This window comes from Arthrobacter sp. MYb229 (assembly GCF_002975405.1).
Classification (GTDB): domain Bacteria; phylum Actinomycetota; class Actinomycetes; order Actinomycetales; family Micrococcaceae; genus Glutamicibacter.
This window is the reverse complement of the sequence record NZ_PCPS01000002.1, coordinates 56,762-79,784: the sequence shown is the minus strand read 5'-3', so window position 1 is coordinate 79,784 and position 23,023 is coordinate 56,762. Positions and strand designations below refer to the sequence as shown.

Annotated in this window: 22 protein-coding genes and 1 tRNA gene; 16 read left to right on the top strand and 7 right to left on the bottom strand. The window is 60.5% G+C overall.

All coding sequences use genetic code 11. The annotated features are described in order from the left end of the window. Positions 1 to 263: 263 nt before the first annotated feature. Together CQ019_RS06900 and CQ019_RS06895 are read left to right on the top strand one after the other, a co-directional pair. Positions 264 to 347 (top strand) — tRNA-Leu (locus tag CQ019_RS06900). 325 nt (positions 348 to 672) lie between these two features. Beyond that, entirely contained in the window at positions 673 to 1,188 is a 516-nt protein-coding gene (locus CQ019_RS06895; protein ID WP_096283002.1) for a YdeI/OmpD-associated family protein, read from the top strand. On the opposite strand, the gene CQ019_RS06890 is transcribed toward CQ019_RS06895, so the two are convergent. Continuing rightward, positions 1,189 to 2,232, bottom strand: coding sequence for a LacI family DNA-binding transcriptional regulator (locus CQ019_RS06890; RefSeq protein WP_255248297.1), 1,044 nt, complete (start codon positions 2,230 to 2,232; stop codon positions 1,189 to 1,191). Between the two features lie 139 nt (positions 2,233 to 2,371). Here CQ019_RS06890 and CQ019_RS06885 point away from each other — a divergent pair, with 139 nt between their 5' ends. The 9 genes from CQ019_RS06885 (at position 2,372) to CQ019_RS06845 (ending at position 9,359) form a co-directional block, all read left to right on the top strand. After that, on the top strand, positions 2,372 to 3,331 hold the full coding sequence (locus CQ019_RS06885; protein ID WP_105569321.1) for a nucleoside hydrolase: 960 nt from the start codon (positions 2,372 to 2,374) through the stop codon (positions 3,329 to 3,331). A gap of 91 nt (positions 3,332 to 3,422) precedes the next feature. Continuing rightward, positions 3,423 to 4,121 (top strand): dienelactone hydrolase family protein, encoded by a 699-nt coding sequence (locus tag CQ019_RS06880; protein ID WP_105554071.1) that lies wholly within the window; start codon positions 3,423 to 3,425, stop codon positions 4,119 to 4,121. Positions 4,122 to 4,198: 77 nt separating this feature from the next. Continuing rightward, the gene (locus tag CQ019_RS06875; RefSeq protein ID WP_096282935.1) at positions 4,199 to 4,630 is read left to right on the top strand and encodes a universal stress protein; all 432 of its coding nucleotides are present in this window, start codon (positions 4,199 to 4,201) and stop codon (positions 4,628 to 4,630) included. Between the two features lie 95 nt (positions 4,631 to 4,725). Continuing rightward, complete coding sequence (locus CQ019_RS06870; RefSeq protein ID WP_146113342.1) at positions 4,726 to 5,445, top strand: LysR family transcriptional regulator substrate-binding protein; 720 nt, start codon at positions 4,726 to 4,728, stop codon at positions 5,443 to 5,445. A 42-nt stretch (positions 5,446 to 5,487) separates the two neighbouring features. Continuing rightward, positions 5,488 to 6,276, top strand: coding sequence for an enoyl-CoA hydratase/isomerase family protein (locus CQ019_RS06865; protein ID WP_096282937.1), 789 nt, complete (start codon positions 5,488 to 5,490; stop codon positions 6,274 to 6,276). A 2-nt stretch (positions 6,277 to 6,278) separates the two neighbouring features. Further along, the gene (locus CQ019_RS06860) at positions 6,279 to 6,953 is read left to right on the top strand and encodes an alpha/beta hydrolase (RefSeq protein ID WP_096282938.1); all 675 of its coding nucleotides are present in this window, start codon (positions 6,279 to 6,281) and stop codon (positions 6,951 to 6,953) included. After that, a complete protein-coding gene (locus CQ019_RS06855; protein WP_308727238.1) occupies positions 6,950 to 7,855 on the top strand; it encodes a carbohydrate kinase in 906 nt (301 codons plus the stop codon). The genes CQ019_RS06860 and CQ019_RS06855 overlap by 4 nt, the downstream gene beginning before the upstream one ends. Beyond that, complete coding sequence (locus CQ019_RS06850; RefSeq protein WP_105569319.1) at positions 7,852 to 8,646, top strand: HAD family hydrolase; 795 nt, start codon at positions 7,852 to 7,854, stop codon at positions 8,644 to 8,646. The genes CQ019_RS06855 and CQ019_RS06850 overlap by 4 nt, the downstream gene beginning before the upstream one ends. Then, entirely contained in the window at positions 8,643 to 9,359 is a 717-nt protein-coding gene (locus CQ019_RS06845; protein WP_096282941.1) for a glycerophosphodiester phosphodiesterase family protein, read from the top strand. Before CQ019_RS06850 ends, CQ019_RS06845 begins: the two co-directional genes overlap by 4 nt. Here CQ019_RS06845 and CQ019_RS06840 read toward each other — a convergent pair. After that, a complete protein-coding gene (locus CQ019_RS06840) occupies positions 9,356 to 10,405 on the bottom strand; it encodes a mandelate racemase/muconate lactonizing enzyme family protein (protein WP_181148308.1) in 1,050 nt (349 codons plus the stop codon). The two genes, CQ019_RS06845 and CQ019_RS06840, sit on opposite strands and share 4 nt — an antisense overlap. A 432-nt stretch (positions 10,406 to 10,837) precedes the next feature. Here CQ019_RS06840 and CQ019_RS06835 point away from each other — a divergent pair, with 432 nt between their 5' ends. The 4 genes from CQ019_RS06835 to CQ019_RS06820 all read left to right on the top strand — a co-directional run bounded on the left by CQ019_RS06835 (position 10,838) and on the right by CQ019_RS06820 (position 15,076). Then, entirely contained in the window at positions 10,838 to 11,764 is a 927-nt protein-coding gene (locus tag CQ019_RS06835) for a carbohydrate ABC transporter permease (RefSeq protein WP_096282943.1), read from the top strand. Further along, entirely contained in the window at positions 11,757 to 12,731 is a 975-nt protein-coding gene (locus tag CQ019_RS06830) for a carbohydrate ABC transporter permease (RefSeq protein ID WP_096282944.1), read from the top strand. The genes CQ019_RS06835 and CQ019_RS06830 overlap by 8 nt, the downstream gene beginning before the upstream one ends. Before the next feature lie 72 nt (positions 12,732 to 12,803). Continuing rightward, complete coding sequence (locus tag CQ019_RS06825) at positions 12,804 to 14,159, top strand: Gfo/Idh/MocA family protein (RefSeq protein WP_105554077.1); 1,356 nt, start codon at positions 12,804 to 12,806, stop codon at positions 14,157 to 14,159. Positions 14,160 to 14,167: 8 nt separating this feature from the next. Then, on the top strand, positions 14,168 to 15,076 hold the full coding sequence (locus CQ019_RS06820; protein ID WP_096282946.1) for an NAD(P)-dependent oxidoreductase: 909 nt from the start codon (positions 14,168 to 14,170) through the stop codon (positions 15,074 to 15,076). A gap of 36 nt (positions 15,077 to 15,112) precedes the next feature. Here CQ019_RS06820 and CQ019_RS06815 read toward each other — a convergent pair whose 3' ends face one another. The 5 genes from CQ019_RS06815 to CQ019_RS06795 are packed head-to-tail and all read right to left on the bottom strand — an operon-like array spanning position 15,113 to position 21,713. Then, complete coding sequence (locus tag CQ019_RS06815) at positions 15,113 to 16,207, bottom strand: Xaa-Pro peptidase family protein (RefSeq protein ID WP_105569318.1); 1,095 nt, start codon at positions 16,205 to 16,207, stop codon at positions 15,113 to 15,115. 28 nt (positions 16,208 to 16,235) lie between these two features. Then, positions 16,236 to 18,341, bottom strand: coding sequence for a DUF6807 family protein (locus CQ019_RS06810; RefSeq protein WP_105569317.1), 2,106 nt, complete (start codon positions 18,339 to 18,341; stop codon positions 16,236 to 16,238). Positions 18,342 to 18,388: 47 nt separating this feature from the next. Further along, positions 18,389 to 19,297 (bottom strand): sugar phosphate isomerase/epimerase, encoded by a 909-nt coding sequence (locus CQ019_RS06805; RefSeq protein ID WP_105554080.1) that lies wholly within the window; start codon positions 19,295 to 19,297, stop codon positions 18,389 to 18,391. After that, positions 19,294 to 20,550 (bottom strand): dihydrodipicolinate synthase family protein, encoded by a 1,257-nt coding sequence (locus CQ019_RS06800; protein ID WP_374954786.1) that lies wholly within the window; start codon positions 20,548 to 20,550, stop codon positions 19,294 to 19,296. The genes CQ019_RS06805 and CQ019_RS06800 overlap by 4 nt, the downstream gene beginning before the upstream one ends. Beyond that, positions 20,547 to 21,713 (bottom strand): Gfo/Idh/MocA family protein, encoded by a 1,167-nt coding sequence (locus CQ019_RS06795; protein ID WP_105554081.1) that lies wholly within the window; start codon positions 21,711 to 21,713, stop codon positions 20,547 to 20,549. Before CQ019_RS06795 ends, CQ019_RS06800 begins: the two co-directional genes overlap by 4 nt. A 164-nt stretch (positions 21,714 to 21,877) precedes the next feature. On the opposite strand from CQ019_RS06795, the gene CQ019_RS06790 reads away from it, so the two are divergent. Further along, positions 21,878 to 22,867: a LacI family DNA-binding transcriptional regulator gene (locus CQ019_RS06790; RefSeq protein ID WP_219843941.1), complete on the top strand. Its 990-nt coding sequence runs from the start codon at positions 21,878 to 21,880 to the stop codon at positions 22,865 to 22,867. The last annotated feature ends 156 nt before the right edge of the window (positions 22,868 to 23,023 follow it).

Genomic DNA, 23,023 nt, shown 5'->3' with positions numbered 1-23,023 from the left:
GCTCCTTTCCTGTAGTCCACGGCGTTTCAAGGCCTTGCGGTCTTAGTCTGATGCCTTCGAGACACAGAACTTCATTATCGATCTTACTGTTTACAGCTGTGCAATTCCCGGAAATATCCTTGAAGGAACGACTGGCATCATATTCAACGCCCCAACGGCCCAAAAGGTTTCATGTGGCGCTAAGCACATGTGGGCCCTCTGATTAGGCGAACGGCGAAAAGTGCGTGTAAGCTATTTCTTGTTGCCGCGAGAGCGGGAATCATGCGCGAGTGGCGGAATTGGTAGACGCGCTGGCTTCAGGTGCCAGTGCCCTTCGGGGCGTGGGGGTTCAAGTCCCCCCTCGCGCACATGAGAAAAAGAGCCTCTCACTAGTCTGAAAAGACGAAGTGAGGGGTTCTTTTCGTTAACTCGCAGGGCGATCTTGGATTCGGTTCAAGACGCAAAATAGCAGCTGGAGGCTCCTTGGGGGTGCGAATGCCCAACTCCCAGCGAGCCGAGCAAAACGTCGCACGGATTTGCTCCACGTTATCTGCGCCATTCTCCCGAACCGAGAAAAATTATTCGCCGGGCGTGGGAAGAACCACTTTTCCCGACCTTCTGCCCGGACAGATTTCCTTCACCGCCCATCGCATAGAATCGGATTCATTGGATTACCGAAACGGTGGGGGCATCATGGCAGGCACTAACCAAAGCATCGAACTAGCCGGAACTGTGCACCAAGTCGAGGATCGACTGGTATTGCGCTTCGATCAAGAATCCAGTCAAAAACTTCCCAGTCGCGGCCAGGTGGCTGTGCGGCTGGTGGATTCAAACCAAAGTGTCGTCGTGGAGCCAGATGGGCGGCGTGGACATTGGCTGCCTGCCGAACAGCTTGGTCTTGAACTCGGGCAGAGACCCATATTGCAGGTGACGATCGCCGAGCAGTGGCCCGAGGTAACCCTCCCGGAAGATCTAGCCGGCGCCCTTGAGGACGCGAGCGATCTGCAGGACACCTGGGAAGGGCTGACCCCCATGGCCAGATGGGAATGGGCGCGGTGGGTCAAATCGACGAAGAACGCCGCGACGCGTCAGCGGCGGGTGGAGGTCAGCATTTCCAAGCTGCGCGACGGCAAACGGCGCCCCTGCTGCTTTGACCTGTCTTCCTGCACCGATCCGGAAGTTGCCAAGAGCGGAAAGCTCATCGAGTAGTTATTGGGCCCCACCGCTCGAGGCGCGAACCATCAGTTCGCTGGAAAGCAGCAATTGGAATCGCTCGAGGTCCTTGCCCTCGATCAGGGTGCGCAATGCCTGGGCAGCCTCAATGCCTACGGCTTGGGCGTCGAGGCGAACGCTGGTCAGCGAAGGGTTTGAGGTGGCGGAAAAAGGCAGGTCATCGAAGCCGGTGACCGCCAACTCTTGGGGGATCCGCACTCCCACGACGCTTGCTCCATGCAATACGCCGTAGGCGTGCGTATCTGTGGCGCAGGCCAACGCCGTGATGCCCGCGTGTTTCCACTGCTTCCAGTTCGCGGAGAAGGTCGCTGCCGCGTCTCCCATTTCAATGGTTGAGGACCTGATTGCGTCCGCCGGAACTTCCATGCCGTGTTCGGCCGCCGCGCTCAGAAAGGCTTCGCGCCGCATGCGCAGGGTGGCGGTTCCGGTGTTTGCGTCCAGATAGCCAACCTTGCGGTGACCCTGTGCGGCGAGGTGCGCCGCCACGTCCCGTGCGCCTTGGAGCACGTCAAAATTTACCGATGGAACATTTTCTGGCGCATCCGGTGCATCGAGGGCGATCATTGGCAGGGGGCTGGATAGCTCGGCAAGGAATTCAGGTGTAGGTGCATGGACGAGCAATCCGGCCGGGCGCAAGCCCAGCAGGCGCCGGGTTTCGGCGGCGCTCGGTGATAGGCCGGCGTCGGTGACCGAAAGCAGCAGCTGGTAGTCCTCCCCGAGGACCCCGCGAACTCCGGCGATGAGCTTGGCGAAGAAGGGGTTTGAAATATCCGGGGCCACCAGAATGACCAGCGAGCTGACCCCGCGTGCCAGCGAGCTGCCGATGCTGTCTACGTAGTATCCGAGTTCGCGAATCGACTCGCGAACTCGGGCTTCATTTCTTTTGGAGACTCGGCCGCTGGACTTGCCGTTCGCCACCAGCGAGACAGTTGCCGTGGAAACTCCAGCATGGGCCGCGACCATGGCAGCGGTGACCTTGCGCGCTGGCTGGGTTTGCTTCGGCGAATCACCATTGTTCATGGCTCCATCCTAGTGCGCCGTCGAGCGTGCGCAACGTCGGGAGTTAAGCGCTTGACGCTTTGCGTTATCCGAGGAAGAATCAAGGGTAACCACACATCGAACTCCCGATAGCCGGCTATCGGGCGGATCAAGGGCGCAAATGAGCACACCACGTAAGATCATCCTTGACTGCGACCCAGGGCACGACGACGCGGTCGCCATCCTGTTGGCTCACGGAAATCCGCAGATCGAGCTGCTTGCGGTAACTACCGTCGTCGGCAATCAGACGCTGGAAAAAGTCACCGACAACGCACTGGCGGTGGGCACCATCGCCGGGATCACCGGGGTGCCATTCGCTGCCGGGTGCGCGCGCCCGCTGGTGCGCAATATCGAAACCGCTCCCCAGGTGCATGGTGACTCCGGGATGGACGGCCCGGCCCAGCCTAAGCCGCGCATCGAATTGGACGAGCGCCATGCGGTGGACCTGATCATCGAGACGATCATGTCGCACGAACCGGGCGAGATCACGCTGGTACCTACCGGAGCGTTGACCAATATCGCGTTGGCGGTGCGCCGCGAGCCACGCATCGTCGAGCGCGTGCGCGAGGTTGTGCTGATGGGCGGCGGCTACCACACCGGAAACTGGAGCGCCGTGGCCGAATTCAACATCAAGATCGACCCCGAAGCGGCGCATATCGTCTTCAATGAGAACTGGCCGGTGGTCATGGTGGGCTTGGATCTCACGCACCAGGCGCTGGCCACCAAGGACGTCGTGCGGCGCATCGAGCAAATCGGCACCGGCCCGGCGAAGTTCGTGCGCGAGCTTATGGACTTCTTCGCTCAGGCCTATCATGACCACCAGGGTTTCGACGCCCCGCCGGTGCATGATCCCTGCGCCGTGGCATATGTGATCGATCCAACCGTGGTGCGTACCCTGCGCGCGCCGGTCAGCGTTGAACTGCGCGGCGAACTGACCCTGGGGATGACGGTAGCTGACTTCCGTGCCCCGGCCTCGGCCGACTGCCATACCTCGGTGGCCGTGGATCTGGATCACGAACGCTTCTGGGATCTAGTTGTCGACGCCCTGGAGCGAATCGGTGAGGTCGAGCTAACAGCGTAGTTTCGGCAAAATCCAGCTAATTGTGATGACAGTCAATGCCAAAGCGCACCGCCATGCATAGACTGGAGATAAATACAGCTCAGGAGGCGAAGTGGCAGTCAAAACCCCGCACCAGAACGTAACCTTCGAATCGTCCGGAACGCAGGCGCACGGCTATCTTGCGCTTCCCGAGTCCGGTAAAGGCCCCGGCGTCATCGTGATCCAAGAATGGTGGGGGCTCACCGACCATATTCGCGATATCGCAGACCGGCTCGCCGACCAGGGCTTTGTCGCCTTGGCTCCGGATCTCTACGGCGGCTCGATCACCCATGATGGCGACGAGGCCGGCAGGATGATGTCCGAACTGCCCGAGGAAAAGGGCGCAGAGCTCCTCTCTGGTGCGGTGGACTACCTGCTCGCCAGCGACCATGTCACCAGCGGCAAGCTGGGAGCCATTGGATTCTGCATGGGTGGCGGTTTCGTCTTGCAACTGGCCGCTCAGCAGGGCGAAAAGATCGGCGCTGCGGTTCCGTTCTACGGTGTCGGCCAGGGTGTGCCCAATGAATTCAGCGGCGTGCGCGCGGCAATCCAGGGTCACTACGCGAACTTCGACGACTCCTACCCGGCCGCCGAGGCCAAGGCCCAGGAGGAACGGATCCGCCGTGAATCCGGTGCCGAGGTGCAGTACTTCTACTACGACGCCAAGCACGCATTCCACAACGACGAGAACCCGGCGGGCAATTACGACGCCCAGCTCGCGGACCTCGCCTGGCAGCGCGCCGTGGACTTTTTGCGACAAAAAGCCAACTAAGCACATAAAGTGGTAGGCATCACAGTTGGTGTATGCCTCGAATACTTCCGAAGCAATCCAAAACTCAAGGAGAAATAATGTCTGAAACCATCCTCGTAGGTGTTGACGGTTCCGAAACCGCTCAGCGTGCAGCTCGCCGGGCCGCCGAACTTGCCGTGAAGCTCGACGCCGATCTGGTGGTGCTCACCGCTCACGCCTCGGACAACACCGAGGTCGTCTCCATCGGCAGCGACACCTGGATCCTCGACGACGCCGAGCAGGCTCGCAAGCTGGCCCAGCGTGTGGCAAATGACGTGCGCAACGCGGTGCCAGGCGTGAAGATCAGCGCCGCTGCCGGCCACGGCAAGCCAGGCGACGTCCTGATCGCCGATGCAACCGACCGCGGCGCATCGATGATCGTCGTCGGCAACGTGGGCATGAAGGGTCTGGGCCGCGTGCTCGGCTCGGTCGCCTCCTCGGTAGCCCACTCGGCACCATGCGACGTGCTTGTGGTCAAGACCGACAAGTAAGCGAAGCTTGAACTGCGGCGGGCACGGATCTTTCCCGGCCCGCCGCAGTGCTTTAACCGCACCGCACCCCAGCAAAAGACCAGTAGGCTTTAACCGTGCAAAAACTTCGAGTTTCCTACGTAGCAGGCGTCACCCCGGGCAAGTGGATGGATCGCTTCACCGAACGCTACCCGCAGGTCGAATTCCAGGCTTCGCGTTATGACGGCGAGGACATCCTCGGCCTGCTGGCAACCGATCAGGCCGATGCCGTCTTCGTGCGCTACGTCGGGGATTCGCCGAAGGACGCCACGCGGCATCTCATTCCGCTCTACGAAGAGCTCGAGGTCGTCTGCGCGGCCAAAGACCACGACGTCGAATACCACGAGGAAACCATCGACGAGCAGGAAGTGGCGAAATTCCCGCAGCTTGACCTGTCCGAGTACCCGGAAGAAGCCGGCGGGATCCCGATCGCGATGGAAGTTGTCGCCTCCGGCGCGCAGGTGCTGCGCGTTCCGCAGAGCATCGCCCGGCTGTACCAGCGCAAAGACGTGGTCTATCGCCTCATCGAGGGCGGAGCGAGAACGCAAATCGGGATCGCCTGGCCCACCGGGCTGGCCGACACCGAACTGGTCGACGAATTCATCGGCATCGTCCGCGGACGCAGCGCAAACTCCTCCCGCCAGGCCTCGGTGCGCAGCACCCAGCAAGAAGCCAAAGCGGTCAATGACAAGCTGCGTGCGGCGGCCAAGGAAAAGGCGAAGCTGCGCGCAAAGCAGGAAAAACAAACTAAGGCCAAAGCGCGCTCGGGCGGGGCTAAATCCCGCAAGCGCCGATAATAACCTAGTCAGCCACGCTAGAGACATGAGAGAGTAGGCCATATGGAGCAACTCGATACCCTCAGTCTGAGCACCCAGGGCAGCGCCCTGATTATCACCATCAACCGGCCTGCCTCGATGAACGCACTGGCCCTGGAGGTCGTTGCAGACCTCGAGCGGGCCGTCGACTACCTTGAAGCCAGCGGGTTCAAGCACCGCGGAGTGGTCATCACCGGCGCGGGAGAGAAAGCCTTTGTGGCCGGGGCAAATATCGTGCAGATGAATACGATGGACGCGACTGCGGCCGAGGCCTATGGCCGACGCATGCACCAGGTCACCGAGCGGCTCGAGTCGCTGCAGTTGCCGGTGATCGCCGCGGTCAACGGATTCGCCCTGGGTGGCGGGTGCGAACTGGCCTTGGCCTGCGACTTCATCTACGCCTCGCAGAAGGCAAGTTTCGGACAGCCGGAGGTCACCCTCGGCCTGGTGCCCGGCTTCGGTGGATCGGTACGCCTGCCACGCCGCGTGGGCAATGCGATGGCCCGCGAATTGATCTTCACCGGCCGCCGGATCAAGGCCGATGAGGCACTGCGCATCGGCCTGGCTAACCGCCTGGTAGCCCCGGAAGAACTGCTGACCGAAGCCGTCGCGACCATCGAAGAGATGGCCAAGGTTTCCCCGACCGCCGTGGCGAACGCCAAGCGCGCCATGGTCAAAATGGACTCGGTCAACGTCCATGACGCTCTCGAGCTGGAGGCACAGAGCTTCCACGAGGCCTTTAACACCGCCGATTCCGTAGAGGGCCGGGCGGCCTTCGTTGAGAAACGCGCCGCGAACTTCCCCGGAAACTAGCCATGCACTACGGGGCGCATCAGGACCAATGGCTGCGCTTCTACGCGCCGCAGGAGGCCACCGCGCTCGGTGCGGTGATGATCATCCACGGCGGATATTGGCGCGAAAAGTACACCGCGCAGCTCGGTGAACCGCTGGCCTTGGATCTGGCAGCACGCGGTTTCCCCACCTACAACCTCGAATACCGGCGCGGGCCGGGCAGCGCGGCAAAAATGCTGGCCGATGCCCGGCTTGCGCTGGCATTGATCAAGGAGGAAGGCCCGATCACCCTGATCGGGCATTCCGCCGGCGGGCACCTCGCCTGCCTGCTCGCCGCCCATGAGGAGCGGGTCAGCCAGGTGATTTCGCAGGCCGGCCTGCTCGATCTGCAGCTTGCCCGGACGCTGCGGCTGAGCAACGACGCGGTCAACGAAATGCTTGGCGACTGTGATCTGTCCACGCTGAACCCCGTGGAATTATGGCCGACGGGGGCGCGTGTCGTAATCTTTCATGGACGGGCCGATGCGGATGTCCCGGTGAAAATTGCCCGGCGCGCGGCCGATCATGCGGCGGCACTCGGCCAACAACACTCCTTGCGGATTTTCGACGGCGACCATTTCACTTGGATCGATCCGTCCAGCCATCAGTGGGAGGCGTGCGTCAAGGCGCTGTACCCGCTGCACTACAAAGGAGCATGATGAACCCGACGGTCATAGGCGAGGCGCTGGTCGACGTATTGGCCTCCGGAATTGCCCCGGCGCAAGAATTTGTGGGCGGAAGCCCGCTGAACGTTGCCGTCTCACTGGCCCGCCTAGGCTACCCGGGCACCCTGATCACCCGCTGGGGGCAGGACGAAAAGGGCGCAAAAATCGAACGCTTCCTGGCGGAGAACGAGGTCAAGTACCTCGGTGGCGCGGACGACGAGCCGACGGTGATCGCCCACGGAATCCTGGACCCCGCCGGCGGCGCGACCTTCGCATTTAACGCCTTCTGGCAGATGCCCACCATCGGCCCCGAACTGGCCCAGGACTCCGAGCTGGTGCACACCGGATCCATTGCCACGCTCTTCAGCCCCGACGAGCTGCTCCCCTTGCTGGCAGCCGCCCGGAGCCACGCCACCATCAGCTATGACCCGAACCTGCGCCCCTCGCTGGTGACCAACCACGCCCAAACTGTTGCCGAGGTGGAGCAATTCGTGGGCCAGGCGGATGTCGTTCGGGTTTCGGGGATCGACCTGAAATGGCTCTACCCGATGCGTACGGTGCACGAGTCGGCCCGCGCCTGGTTGGCTATGGGTCCGGCGATCGTCGTGGCAACCGCCGGGTCGCGCGGCTCCTGGGGAGTGGTGCGCGCGGGCGAATCGGAACACACCGCACAGGCCGTCGAGGTCACGGACACCGTGGGCGCCGGGGACACCTTCACCGCCGCCCTGCTGTGCTGGCTGGCCGAACATGGGCTGATCGGCGCGTCGAACCGTGAAAGGCTGGCCCGGCTTGCGGTGGATCAGCTCAACCAGGCCCTGGATTTTGCCGCCCGCGCGGCGTCGGTCACCGTGGGACGCGCCGGCGCGAACCCGCCGAGCCGCGAGGAGCTTTCATGATCAAGCTGATCGCCTCGGATCTCGACGGGACCATCGTGGCGCGCGATGGCAGCATCAGCGACCGCACCCGTCGCGCCTTCTTGGACGCCCGCGAGGCCGGAATTCATATCGTCTTCGTCACCGGCCGGCCGTTCCGCTGGCTCACCCCCATCATCGAGGCCTTCGGCGGGATGGGGACGGTGATCTGTTCCAATGGGGCCGTGCTCTATGACCTAGAGCAAGACCGCGTGATCTGGTCCCGCACGCTCAGCTCGGCCACCGCCAGAATGGCGGCCGAAATTATTCTGAAGCATGAACCGGACGCCGCCTTTGCGGCCGAGACCACTCGCGGATTGCACCTGGGCGAAAATTTTGCCGAACGCCACCGGACCCTTGGCAGCCAGTCGGTATTGGAGCTAGACTCGGAAGCCATCGACCAGGAAGGCATCGTGAAGTTTTTGGCCCGCTCCAAAACGCTGCCCATCGATGAGTTCTACGCTGCCGTCGCCCCGGAACTGGAAAAGCTTCTTTCGGTCACTCACTCCGCATTCGATGTTTCGCTGCTGGAAATGGCCCACGTCGACATCCACAAGGCCACCACTCTCGATGTGTACTGCCGCGAGCTGGGCATTACCGCCGATGAAGTCATGGCCTTTGGGGATATGCCCAACGACCTCGAGATGCTCGAATACGCAGGCCACGGTTATGCGATGGCCTCGGGCCACCCGCTGGCCTTGGCCACCGCGCAGCACACCGCGGATACCCTCGAGGCAGACGGAGTCGCGCAGGTCATCGAGGATCTGCTGAAATGACCTACGCTTTCACGCACCGCGGCGTCCGGCGAGACGGCGAAGAGAATACGCTGATCGCCTTCCAGCGCGCGTGGGACCTGGGCATTACGCACTTGGAAACGGATGTGCGAGCCTCCAAGGACGGCACCGTTTACGCCTTCCACGACCAGAACCTGGACCGGGTGACGGATGCGACCGGGCCGCTGGGCGAGCGCACCGACGAAGAACTTGCTTCGGTGCGTGCAGGCGGGCAGCCGTTGTGCACGCTCGCCGAATTATTGCGCAATTTTCCCGATGCGTTGGTGAATATCGACGTCAAGGACGAGGCGGTGATCGCGCCGCTTGCCCTTTTGATCGAAGAGCTGGGCTGCCACCGGCAGATCGCCTTGGCCTCATTTGATAGCTCGCGCAGTGCCGCGGTGCAGCATCTCATTGCTACGGAAATGAAACGTTCCCCCGGTATTCGTGAGACGGCGTTGATCTGGTTGTGCGCCATGGTTCTGGGCCGCGTGCCTAAACGGCTGATTAAGGACTTCTGGGCCGTGCAGGTGCCCCTCAAACAAGGATTTCTGCCGGTGGTTACCTCGCGTTTTATCCGTGCGGTCCACGGCGCGCGGGTGCAGGTTCATGTGTGGGTCATCAATGATGAGCCGAGCATGCGAATGCTGATCGAGAAGAACGTGGATGCAATTATTAGCGACGAGGCCGAACTGCTGGTCAAAGTGCTCGGTTAGTTCAGCAACACGCGTTTGACCAGATACTTCTCCAGAACCTGCGCATCTGGTTCGAAGCCCAGGCCGGGGGCGTGCGGCAGCTGGATCGCTCCGTCCCCATTCATGGCTGATTGATGCGGAGCGTGCAGCGGGTGCAAGGTATGCGCCCATCTCACAAACGGAATCTCCAACTCTGGAAGCGGGGTCCCGTTGGTGAGAACCTGGGGTGGATCGAGCGCCAGAATTTGAGCGCTCGCAAGTAGCGCAGGCCCGTAATAGAAGTTGTGCGGCACCACCGGAACGCCGAGCCGCTTGCCCGCCTGGCGGATCTCAAGCATTCCCGAGATGCCACCGATTTTGCCGACGCTCGGTTGCGCAAAGCTGAGCGCACTGGACTCCATGGCTGAGATGAGCCCGGCAACTCCCGAGTGGTTCTCCCCGGCGGAAATGTTCGCGAAACGGGCGTTGAGCTCACGAAGCGCCGTCGTGGAATCGGGAGGAAAGACGGGTTCCTCAACCCAGAGCAGATCGAGTGCTTCAAACTGTGCGATGGCCTGCGCGGCACCGTCCTGATCCCAAGCGCAGTTGACGTCGACCATGAGCGCCGAGCTGCCAATGCTCTGGCGGGCTGCTGCGATGGCCTCGCGGCTGGATTCATGCAGTTTGAAGGCCGTAAATCCCAGGCTTTGCGCCTGCTTCACGTGGGATGAAACTTCATCCGGATCTTCGGCGTAATGCACCAGGGAGGCGTAGGCGCGGATCTGGTCTCGCGCGCCGGGCTCAATGTATTCACGCAAGGTCGCTCCGGCTTGTTGTGCCTCGAGGTCCCACAACGCGATGTCCATAGCCGAGAGCGCGTAATGCACCGGTCCGGTCCGCCCAAAGGCATGAAATGCATACTCGGCCGCGGGTATGGAATTGGCGATCCCGGTTTCTCTGCCGATAAAAAATGGGCCGACGATCTCTTGCAGCGCCGCCCATGTGGCGGGGTTCGATTTGTGGCCAAAGGCTTCACCCCATCCGGTAAGCCCGTTTTTGGTACTGACCTTGACCATCAGGGATTCCATGTGTGTGAAATTTCGCGACGATGCATTGAACGTATCGATTGATTCCACATCGGAATCTTCGAGTTCTTGGCGCCCGGCCTCGAAAGGCATGGAAATCAGAAGCAGTTCAATAGACTGAATGTAATCCATTAAGTTCTCGTTGACTTGAGTCAATGCATCAATCTTTCATTTTCTCTGGGGGATTTTCCGGCTTGGCAAGGTGCGGGGCATGAGCCTTTGGTGAATTGTGGAACCGTTCACTGAATTGCTGCGCTCAATGTGGTTGACCTCACGTTGGTTTTTAGTTTAGCGTGGGGGAATACGCTTTGGAAAGCGCATTCCTAACTATTAGTTATTCAGCTTCTCTAGGAAGCATCAAACCGAGGAGTCAGCCATGTTGGTCCACACTCGCCAGGGGTCCCAACGCACCCCTTCGAACGAGGGCGTTGGTCAATGAGTGCCATTGCTGAATTATCAAGACTTAGCAAGACCAAAGGCCGCAAGGCTCCCGCCAAAGACAACAAGGCCGGCCACCTCTTCTTGCTGCCGTGGACTATCGGGCTGTTCCTGATCACGCTGGGCCCGATGGCAATGTCCCTGTACTTGTCATTTACGGACTACAACCTCTTGCAGGCCCCGGAATTCGTCGGCATGGACAACATCGAACGGATGTTCAGCGACGAGCGGCTGCACAATTCGCTGCGCGTGACGTTTACCTATGTACTGGTCGGCGTTCCGCTCCAGCTCGGCGTCGCGCTCGGCGTCGCCATGCTGTTGGATCGCGGAATGCGCGGGTTGTCCTTCTACCGCTCGATCTTCTACCTGCCCTCGATGCTCGGCTCATCCGTAGCCATCGCGGTGCTATGGAAGCAGATCTTTGGAACTACCGGGCTGGTTAACCAGCTCCTGGGACTCGTGGGCATCGAAGGCATGGGCTGGATCTCCGATCCGAGCACGTCACTGAGCAGCCTCATTCTGCTCAACGTGTGGACCTTCGGCTCGCCGATGGTGATCTTCCTGGCGGGTCTGCGCCAGATCCCTGCGATGTACTACGAAGCCGCTTCGATCGACGGGGCCACCAAATGGCGCCAATTTGTCAGCATCACTCTTCCGATGCTGAGCCCGATCATTTTCTTCAACCTCGTACTGCAGGTGATTGGAGCCTTCCAGAACTTCACTCAGGCATTCATCGTCTCCAATGGTTCTGGCGGACCGGCGGATTCAACAATGTTCTTTACCTTGTACCTCTACCAGCAGGGCTTCAAGCAGTTTGACATGGGCTACGCCTCGGCGATGGCTTGGCTATTGGTCCTGATCGTCGGTGGTTTCACAGCACTGAACTTCTTCGTTTCTAAGTATTGGGTGTTCTACGATGACTAATCAGACTTCAACTTCGCGCGAGGAACTAGACGCGAATAAATTGACGGCACTTGACGAAGAAGCGCTGTTTGGGGGTCGGCCTCCCGTGGGCGGAACCGATTCCAAGGGGAAAAAAGTCAAGGGCCACCGCCCCAGCGCACGAACCCGCGCACGTGCGATCATCAAGCACACCATTTTGATTCTGGCCGCGCTGATCATGATATACCCGCTGCTCTGGATGATTGCCAGTTCCTTCAGGCCAAACGATCTGATCTTCCGCGAAGCCGGTCTGGTGATCTCGAGCGTGGAATGGGAGAACTATCCCAACGGTTGGAGCGCACTGTCGGAACCATTCAGCAAATACCTGATGAACTCGGCCATCGTCGTGCTCGGTTGCATCCTAGGAAATCTGGTTTCTTGTTCGATGGCGGCCTATGCCTTCGCCCGCCTGGAGTTTAAGTTCAAGAAGATCATGTTCGTGCTCATGCTGATGACCATCATGCTTCCCATTCACGTCATCATCGTTCCCCAGTACATCATGTTCTCGCAGATCGGTTGGGTCAACACCTTCTGGCCTATCATCGTTCCGAAACTACTAGCCACGGACGCATTTTTCATCTTCTTGATGATTCAGTTCATCCGTGGCATTCCCAAGGACATGGATGAAGCCGCGCGCATCGATGGCGCGGGCCACCCACGCATCTTCTTGCAGGTCATCTTGCCATTGATGGTGCCGGCACTGGCTACCACCGCGATCTTCACCTTCATCTGGACCTGGAGCGACTTCTTCACCTCGCTGATCTACCTGACAAATCCAAGTAACTACACGGTTCAGGTGGCGTTGAATGCCTTCATCGACTCGACCGGCGAATCGAACTGGGGAGCGTTGTTCGCAATGTCGATCATTACTCTCGTGCCCGTTTTCTTGGCCTTCCTCTTCGGCCAGAAGTTCCTGATCAAGGGCATCGCCACTACCGGCATCAAATAACCACAAGGGGTGGGCTCGGCTGAAACGTTCGAGCCCATCCGCTGGTCAACGATTTCTTAAGGACCCACCCAGATGACTGCACCTACCCGTACCCGGTACGTACTAATCGGCACCGGAAACCGTTGCGAAATGTACCTCACCGCGATCCTGGGCGAGCACAGCGACGTCGCCGAGCTCGTGGCACTATCCGATCCAAACCCCGGGCGGATCGAGTACTACCAAGACGTTGTGGAACAGACGTTCGGGCAGCGCCTGGATGCCTTTGATCCGGCGCAACTGGCCGACTATGTTGCCGAGCACGAGATTAACCGGGTGATCATCACCAGTCCGGACTACACCCACGCAGACCTCGTTTGCGCCGCGCTCCGTGCCGGTGCTGATGTGATTGTTGAAAAGCCGCTGACCATCGACGCTGCAAGCACCACGCGTATCGCGGCGGCGGTTGCGGAAACCGGCCGAGAAGTCATCGTCACCTTCAACTACCGCTACTCACCGCGCAATACCGCGTTGAAGAAGGCCATCGATGACGGATTAATCGGCGAGGTAACCTCCATCGACTTCAGTTGGGTGCTCGACACCGTGCATGGTGCGGACTATTTCCGCCGCTGGCACCGGATCAAGGAGAACTCCGGCGGTCTGCTGGTGCATAAATCAAGTCACCATTTCGACCTTGTGAACTGGTGGCTGTCCGATACCCCGCAACGGGTCTTTGCGGCCGGAGGGTTGAAATTCTACGGCCCGGATAATGCCGCACGGCGCGGGCAGCAGGCCAGTGAACGTGGAACCCACGAACACAGCGAGGCAGATCCCTTCGACCTGGATCTACGCAGCGACCGTCGCCTGGAGAAGCTGTACTTGGATAGCGAACATCATGACGGATACCGCCGCGACCAAGGAGTATTCGCAGGCGAGATCGGGATTGAGGATAATCTGGCGTTGACGGTGGAGTACGAAGGCGGCCCGGTGCTGTCCTACTCTCTGAATGCGCACAGCCCCTGGGAGGGGTACCGGGTGGCAGTCAACGGCACCGCAGGACGCCTGGAATTGGATGTGGTCGAGCGAGCAGCGGTGCTTCCTGCCGCAGGGGGAAATCCCGTGGATCCGTCCTTCTCGGACGACGGACAGAATACCGCGGTGCGCTCCAAGGGGGAGAAGCTTGTCCTCCAGCGCCACTGGGGGCCGGCCGAGGAACTGGAAATCATCAACGGGGAAGGTTCGCACGGCGGCGGGGATGCACTGCTGCTGGAGGAACTCTTCCGCGGCACCACAGTCGACAGGTATTCACGGCAGGCCGGATTCCTCGATGGAGCGCGAGCTATCGCCGTGGGAATCTGCGGCAACCAATCCCTGGAATCTGGTCAAGCGGTAGCCGTAGAACAAGCCGGACTTGGTGTAAATTTAGCCCTCGTGGAACGGGTTCAGGTGTAATCGGAAAAATGAGCGAGAAAGTTATTATCACTGGCGGATCAGGCCGTCTAGGTCGTGCTGTCGTAGCCGGATTTGCCCACGCGGGGCACCATGTTGTGTCCTTGGACCGAACCCTTCCCGAGGATCCTCTGGACGGTGTCGACTACCGAAGCGTGGACCTCTTGGATGCCGCAGCCACTTGTGCATTGTTCAAGGAAGCCACCCCGCAGGCGGTAGTCTCCCTAGCGGCCATGGCGGTGCCCTTTATGGCGCCGGAGGAAGTGCTGCTGCGCACCAACGCAACGATCGCTCACAACGTCACCTCAGCCGCCGTGGAATCCGGGGCAACCCGCGTGGTCCTGGCTTCCAGCCCATCGATCATGGGCTACGGATCCCCGGGCGGCTGGAAGCCTGGCAAGCTGCCGCTGGACGAGACCGAAACCCCGCGCCCGTGGCACGCGTACGGCCTTTCCAAATACGTTGCCGAACAGATCGGGGCAATGTTCGCCGCAAAGATGGGCCCAGCAAGCACGGTCAAGTTCGCCTCCTTCCGGCCTTGCTATGTCATTGCCGAAGAGGAATGGGCTGGTGCCATAACGCAGCAGGGGCACACCGTGGCCGAACGCTTGGCCGATCCTAAACTTTCGGCTCCGGCGTTGTTCAACTACGTGGACGCCCGGGATGTCACGGATTTTCTGCTCTTGCTGCTGGAACGCTTTGACCGAGTGGAGAATGGTTCGGTCTTCTTTGTGGGGGCCAAGGACGCCATGGCTACCTCCCCATTGTCGGAGCTCATCCCGGAAATCTATCCAGAGCTGGCGGAGCTGGCGGCCAACCTGACCGGGGATTCTCCGGCTTTCAGTATCGAGAAGGCTCGAAGCGTCATCGGCTGGGAGCCAAAGCGCAGCTGGAGAACCGAATTGAAACAACTGGTCTAACCGGTCCTGCGGGAGCCCACCTCTCGCTCTGCGGTTTCAGCGCGCCAACACTGCGGGGCGATCCAAATTGCCTACCCGAATCACCGGCCACCGGGGATCGACGCTGAGTACTTCCACGGTTGGCTTACCGCCATGCTCGATGAGCAGGACGGTATCCTCAACTTTAAAGGTCATGGCGTCCTGTACCGCACTGGGATTCCACGCGAAAGCCTGATTCGCGCGGATGAGGTCGGTAGCATCTGGGGTCAGGCGAGGATCTCTGCCGTTGTAACCGGCAATCCCACCTTGATGATGGTTCTGCCATTCTTGGGGATCGAACCCATGCAGAGGATACGCGGCCTGAACGACGGGGAGCATCGATCTTAGTTCGGTGCCCGGTTGCAAGGATCTGAAAATCTCGTGCTCCACCTGAAGAATCGCGTGCTCTGCTTCCAGCTCTCCGGGCAACGGGTCGCCAAAACGGACCCACCGGGTGACATTGGCGATCAATCCACCGCGGCGAACGCAGAGTACCGCCATGGCTTTGCGCCCAAGCAGGGCCTTTGTGGGCAGGGGGTGGCGGAATGCCGAGCGAGAATCCCCGCAGACCAATGCCACCAGCACTTCGCCGCCGAGGCTGATTGCTGCGGCACTGAGCCTGGCAGCAATATCCCGTTCGGAGTCTTCGGGGCTCGCCTCACCGAGCACTTGCGTGAAAATCCCGGCGACAGCCACACAGAGACCTCGGTACCTGCTGACCTCGGCGTCGCATAGAACGGTACGCAAGCCTCGCAGCTGCACCTCCACTCGGGCCTCGGACAAGACCTCCAGTCCACGCACCTCTGGGCACCATGCCGCATAGTCGTCGAGTGACTCGTACCAGTCCAGAATGTGCAACCGGGCCTCGGGGACTTTGCGCAGTTCTTCGGCAAGCAAGCGGTCCGCTTCGCTCAGCGGCGTGGCGATCTCACAACCTTCGCGGTGCACCAACACACGCAGTGCCGGAGGACTCGCCAGCGAAACATGGGTTCGAGCGCCGGCTAGGTACCACGACAGCGACCCCGCGGTGGACAGCAAGATAGCGTCCGCGCCCAGCTCGTCGAGCAGATCCACCAGCTGGGCATGCTTGAGGTTATATTCATTGAGGGGCATACTTCTCCTGCCGAGATGGAGTAGGAAGTTATTCTTGATTGAACGTTTCGGCCAGCTGGGCACTTTGCTGCTTGGAGAGTGCTCCGTCAACGACCAGAATCCGAACCTTGCGGCTGGCCAAGGCGCTTGGCTCCAGAATCACCGGGCTATCCCACGCCAGCGATGCGCCGATGCCGGGATATCCCGAGTACCGAACAAACCATGGGTCATGCGCTGTGGAACAGAAGATGAGCGTTGCGGCCCCATGGCCCAGGTCGCGGGAATTCAATCCCACCGAATCGGCGGAAAAAACTGCGCTAAATGCCAGCCAATCACTGGTGGAGCCATGCACGGCCGATTCACCGGAGGCATTTGCTGTATAGATTTCGCCCCGATGCACGGCCGGCAGGCGCCAGAAGAATCCGCCATAGCCGCCCTGGTCCCGCCCGTTGGAACCAGGAGACCCCAGCGATACCTGCTGGTCGCGCGCTTGCAGGGCAAACTCAAAGTCCAATGACCAGCCTCGGATTTGCAACCGTTCAAAAGCCTCCGCTCGAACGGTACGGTATTCATCAAGGAGCACTTGTCCATGGTGGTCAACCCATTCAAGATGCGAAGTGACAGCGGAATTGGATTCGTTGAATTCCTCGCAGACGGCGCGAATGTGCCCATGGTCAGCTTTCCAGAGATAACGCCCAGCTGAGCGCGTGTAGGTTCGTCCGCCCCAGAAATTGGTTCCATTGACATCCTGCAGCGCGACTCCCAGACCGAGATGCCAGGTGTGGTCCAGGGGTTGCTGGTCACTGACGGTGACACCGTCGAGCGTGCGCAGCTGATCAAGGAATGGGCGTGGTGAGTTTGTCGGGGCAATGTCCGTTCCGGTGCGTAGCCGCGCAACCTCCACGGGATCGCCACTGATCGGATGGGCGATCTGGAGAGTTCCGCTAGTGGGTGCCGGCTTGGCCCACGGGGCTCCTAGGGAAGAGAACGCAGTTTGCGCGGCCACCGCGCGGTCAATGAACCTTTCGATGTCTGGAACCACCGGATGATATTCTCCATCTTCGCCTACGCCATAAACCTCGCTGCGGCAGATCGCTTGCGGATCGGGTGAGGTCCGCACCTGTTCGAGGACTTTCATGAACGCTCCGGCATTTTCCAAGGGGCACAGCAGTTTTGGCGCTGCGCCGCTTCGCACATCCACAAGATTTTCGAGCAGGTTAACTCGACCGAAGCTGCGGATATATTCTTCACCGCCGAGATCCGGGTTGGGGCGAACCACCAGCTCGTCTCGTGTGTAGTACAGGGTTGCTTGACCTTCGGTCCCGTAGACGGTGACCCACGGGTCGCGTTGCTCGGCCGCGCACACGGTTAACGCGGCAGTCACCGGGATCCCCTTCACCGTGCGCAGGCAGAGCACCGAGGTGTCATCGGCTTCGATATCATGGGCGTGGTAAAGCTCGGTGGAAAGTGCGGCGACATCCTCGGCTCGGCGTGCCCCGGCAATGTGCAGGGCACTCATCACCGCGTGGGCCAGCGGATTGGTGATGACCCCGTCGGCAATGTGGATGCCATCCAGGACTCGGTGGCCGGCCCAAGGCGCCCGATCATAATACCCCTGAGTGCGCAGCCAGGTACCGGAGGCACCGACGGCGCGCAACTCGCCGATGGGTGAATCACGCGCATCATCAACAAAAAACTCCTCGAGAGCCGCTAAAGCCAAGGAGCCAACTGCCTGAAAACCGACCTGCACCCGGCCTCCGGCCTCCCGGGCAGCAGAAAGCAGTTCCTGGTATTGCGCGAAGGTAGCCGTAGGAGGCTTCTCCAGGTACAGATCGGCGCCGGTCATAAGTGCCTTGAGCGCCAGTTCGTGGTGGGTGTTGATTGGCGTCGAAACAATGATGATATCCGGGCTGATATCGGAGTCGATCAACGCATCAAGGGAGGCGAATATGGGGGTGTCTTCACCGCGGATGTCCGGCCCCGGATCGTCGGGGCCGGCACCGGCCACAAAATTGGCTTTACCCAGCGCAACGAGGCGGTGGATGTTCAGCAGGTGCTGGCGTCCGAACCCGTTCAGCCCTACTAGCGCGATCCCCGGTACTCTGTGATCCGGCGCATCCGTTGTCGTGGCACCTTGCTGCGATAAGTCGGTCATACCCGTCCTTGGTTAACGTCGTTGACTAAGTGAAATAAGGATACGAGCTAGTTGGCGGTGCTCGCCTCCAGCACCCCTGAAGCTTCATTGAGGTGCGGGAGCACTAGCTGCTCGTAACGCTCTTTCATGGTGCGAATGGTCAGCTCCGCGGCTTGATTATTAACTTCTTCGTTGAAGATCTCCACCTCAACGGGACCGCGGTATCCGGCTTGGGCGACCCAGCGGGAAATGGAAGCGAACTCAATGTATCCATCGCCCATCATGCCCCGTGACTGCAGGGCATCGCGGGCGATCGGGAGGTTGAAGTCGCAGATCTGGTAGCTTGCCAGTCGACCCTCGTGACCGGCCCGCTGAATTTGAGCTTGAAGCTGGGGATCCCAGAATACGTGGAAGGTATCCACCACGACACCCACGGCCGAAGTCGGGTAGGGAGTGGCCAAGTCCAGGGCCTGGCCCAAGGTGGAGAGCACCGCGCGGTCGGCCACGTACATGGGGTGCAGGGCCTCGAGAACCAGCCGCACGCCATGTTCGGCGGCGTAGGGAACCAATTCCCCCAGGGCCTTGGCGACGCGGTCGCGGGCCGCAACAATGTTTTTGTCGGCCCCGTCCCCCTGGCCACCGAGGATATGCGCGGCGGCGGGAAGCCCGCCCACAACCATGATCAGCTCGTTGGCGCCGATGATGGCAGCCTCGCGGATCGCTTCGCGGTTCGATTCCAACGCTTCGCTTCGCCCCGCAGCCGAATTGCTGGTCAGGAAACCGCCGCGGCACAGCGTGCTTGCCTTCAACCCGGCGCCGGCGATGATCTTCGCCGCCGGTCCTGCCCCGCCCACGTCGCTAATGAGGTGGCGCCAGGGACCAATATGGCTCAGGCCCGCCTCGGCCGCTGCCTGCACTGCTTCGCGCAGATTCAGCCGAGGTGTAGTGCCGGTGTTCAGTGCCAGTTCGAAGCTCATGCGACTCCAGTCAGAGTTGGGACGGGGGAGAACACGCCATTAATTTCCAATAGCTGTTTCAGGCGTTCAGCGGCTAGCTCGGGATTCAGCAACAGACCGGCCTGATCGGCCAGGACAAACGTGCGCACCAGATGCAGAATTGAGCGGCCGGCATGCAGTCCGCCGACCATTTGGAAACCGGCTTGGTGCCCGTTGAGCCAGGAAAGGAAGGCGATTCCGGTCTTGTAGTAGAACGTCGGTGCGGAGAAAATATGCAGTCCCAGATCCCGAGTGGAATCCAGGATGGTGCGTGCCCGCTGTCCATCTCCCGCGTCGAAGGCCTGAAGCGCGGTCGAGGCCGCCGGATAGATTGCAGCGAAGATGCCTAGCAGGGCATCGGAGTGCCTGGTGCCGTCGCCTTGGATAAGTTCCGGGTAGTTGAAGTCGTCACCGGTGTAGAGCCGGACACCCTGTGGCAGCCGTGCGCGCAAATACTTTTCATGCTCGGCATCCAAAAGTGAAACCTTGACGCCATCGATCTTGGCCGCATGGTTCTCCACCAGGCTGGCGAAGGTGGCGGTTGCCGTCTCGATATCGGTGTCCCCCCAGTAGCCAGCCAGCGCGGGATCAAACATTTCCCCGAGCCAATGCAGAATCACCGGTTTGGTGGCGGCTTCCAGCAGGGTGCCGTAGACGTTCAGGTAGTCTTCGGACGATTCGGCGGCGCGGACCAGCGCCCGCGAACACATCAAAATGACCTTCGCCCCGGACTCTTCGACGAGTCCCAGCATCTCCAAATAGGAGTCTGTGACCCGGGCCAAGTCGCCGGCCTGCACGCTGAGCGGATCCAGCTGGTCGGTGCCGACTCCGCAGGCCAGCAGGTCTCGCACGCTACGCCCGGTCAGCGCCGGATAGCTATTGCTGGCAACTACCCTTGCCGCTTCGGCGGCGGAACGTTGAATGAGTTCCCTGGTCGCCGCGTAGTCCAGGCCCATGCCACGTTGAGCGGTGTCCATGGCATCGGCGACGCCTAAACCGTAGGACCACAGTTCGTGGCGGTAATCCAAGGTTGCTTCCCAGTCCAAGGCGGCCGGTGCCCCCGGGGTGTTATCGGCGGTCATCAGCGGAATTACGTGGGCCGCAGCGTAGACCTTGCGTGTGCTGATCGGTGCGGTGGGGCGGCGAAAATCTCCGGGGCCGGAGAGCGTGTAGCTGTAGGGTTCCCCGTGCTCGTTGGGCAGGATGATTGTCGGTTGTGCTTGTTGCTGGCTCACAGGGTGATCTCCGGGATGTCGATGGTGCGCCGTTCGGCGCTGGACTGCAGGCCCAGCTCGGCAAGCTGCACGCCACGAGCGGCCGACAGCAAGCCGTAGCGGTGTTCGCGGCCGGCCACGACATCGGCCAGGAATTCTTCCCACTGCAATTTGAACCCGTTGTCCAGATCCGCGTTGGCCGGCACTTCCAGCCACTGATCGCGGAAGGATTCGGTGACCGGAAGGTCCGGGTTCCAGACCGGCTTGGGTGTGTTGGCTCGCTGTTGGGCGACGCATTTGTTCAGACCTGCCACCGCGGATCCGTGAGTTCCGTCGATCTGGAACTCAACGAGCTCGTCGCGATAGACACGCACCGCCCAGGAGGAGTTGATCTGGGCAACAACTTGATCTCCGGCAGGAGTTTCAAGTTCAAAGATTCCGTAGGCTGCGTCGTCCGCGGTTGCCTCGTAGGGCGCACCCTTTTCATCCCACCGGGTGGGGATGTGAGTTGCGGTTTTGGAGGTAACTGATTTGACCTTGCCGATGATGCCTTCGAGGACGTAGTTCCAGTGGCAGTACATGTCGGTGGTCATCGATCCGCCATCGGCCAGCCGGTAGTTCCATGACGGACGTTGGGCTTCCTGGATTTCGCCTTCGAAGACCCAGTAACCGAATTCTCCGCGCAGGGACAGGATCCGGCCAAAGAAGCCCTCGTCGACAAGCCGGCGCAGTTTGACCAAGCCTGGCAGGTACAACTTGTCGTGCACTACGCCGGCGGTAATGCCCTTGCTCTTGGCTTGGCGCGCCAGGTCTACCGCTTCGGTAAGGGTTTCGGCGGTCGGTTTTTCGGTGAAGATGTGCTTACCGGCTGTGATGGCCTTGGACAGGGTGTCGTAGCGCAGCGACGTCATCGAGGCGTCAAAGACGATGTCGACGGAGTCGTCGTTGATTAGCGAGTCGAGGTCGGTGGAGTAGTGCTCAACGTTGTGGAGCTGGGCCAGTTCCTTGAGTTTCGCCTCGTTGCGGCCAACGAGAATTGGCTCGACGGTCACCTTGGAACCGTCGGGCAAGGTAATTCCTCCCTGATCACGGATCGGCAGGATGGAGCGGAGCAGGTGCTGCCGATAGCCCATGCGGCCGGTGATGCCACTCATGGCGATGCGAAGTACTCGTGGTTCTGTCATGGGGGTGCTCCTCGTGCAAGGGATTGTTAAGAAAGGAATTGGGAATGCGCTTTCCACGATAGTGTTGCCCAATTAGTGTGTCAACCATCTCCGTTCAGGGAGATAAGCTTGTTCAAAATTGCAATGGGTGATAAGGATTTCATGTGGCTATTCGACTAACTGACGTGGCTAATGAAGCCGGAGTTTCATTGGCAACCGCATCGCGCGTACTGAACGGGTCGGCGCGCAAGCCTGCCGAGGAAATCTCCCTCCGAGTTCGTGCGGCGGCAGAGAAATTGGGATATTTCCCCAACGCTCAGGCGCAAGCGCTTGCCCGATCCTCGACTAAGCTGGTGGGCCTCGTGGTGCACGACATTGCCGACCCGTATTTCTCGTCCATTGCCCGCGGGGTGCAGCGCGGGCTGGACGCCAGTGGCATCCAACTGCTGCTGACTAGTACTGGCGCGGAACATGACCGGGAAATAGCTGCCGTTCGCGCCTTCATGTCGCACCGGACCGACGCTATTATCATTTCTGGAACCCGGCGCTTGAGCGGCGATCAGGAGCTCATGGAATTGCTGGAAAGCTACCAGGGCAACGGTGGCCAAGTGGCGATGATTGGGCAAACCTTTCCCGCAACGGGCGGAATTCAGGTCGATAACGCCGGGACCGCTAGCGACCTGGCCGGGGAACTACTCAAAGCCGGTCATCGCCGTTTTGTCGTTTTGGCCGGCAACCCGAACTTGGTGACCGCGAAACATCGTGCCGACGGGTTTGTGTCCAAGCTTGAGCGCTCCGGCGTGCCGGTTGAGGAAGTGCTCCACGGAGCTTTCTCGCGCGAGGGGGGTTATTTGGTCATGAGCGACTACTTGCGAGGGTATCAATCCACCGAAAACACCGGTCCGGTCTGCGTCTTCTGCGTATCTGACGTCATGGCGCTGGGGGCGATTCGCGCAATTCGCGAGCACGGCTTGCGGATTCCCGACGATATTGCGATTGCCGGCTTCGACGACATCCCAACGCTGATTGATGTCACCCCGTCGGTGTCTACCGCCCGCCTTCCGCTCGAAGAAATGGGCCGCATGGCCGGCGAGATGGTTCTCGCGCATAGTGATTCGAAGCTGCTGGTTGTTTCGGGAACCCCGGTTTTGCGGGAAAGCACCGAGAGCCGTTGATCCGTCGATACCTTTTTGGAATCATTCGATTCAAAGGTGTCATCGACATATTCCCACTTCGATCTTGACTCGTGAGCTGAATCACATCTAGATTACTTGGGAAGCGCTTTCCATTCGCGTCGGCGCACAGGTGTCTCGACACTGAGTAAACCCTCG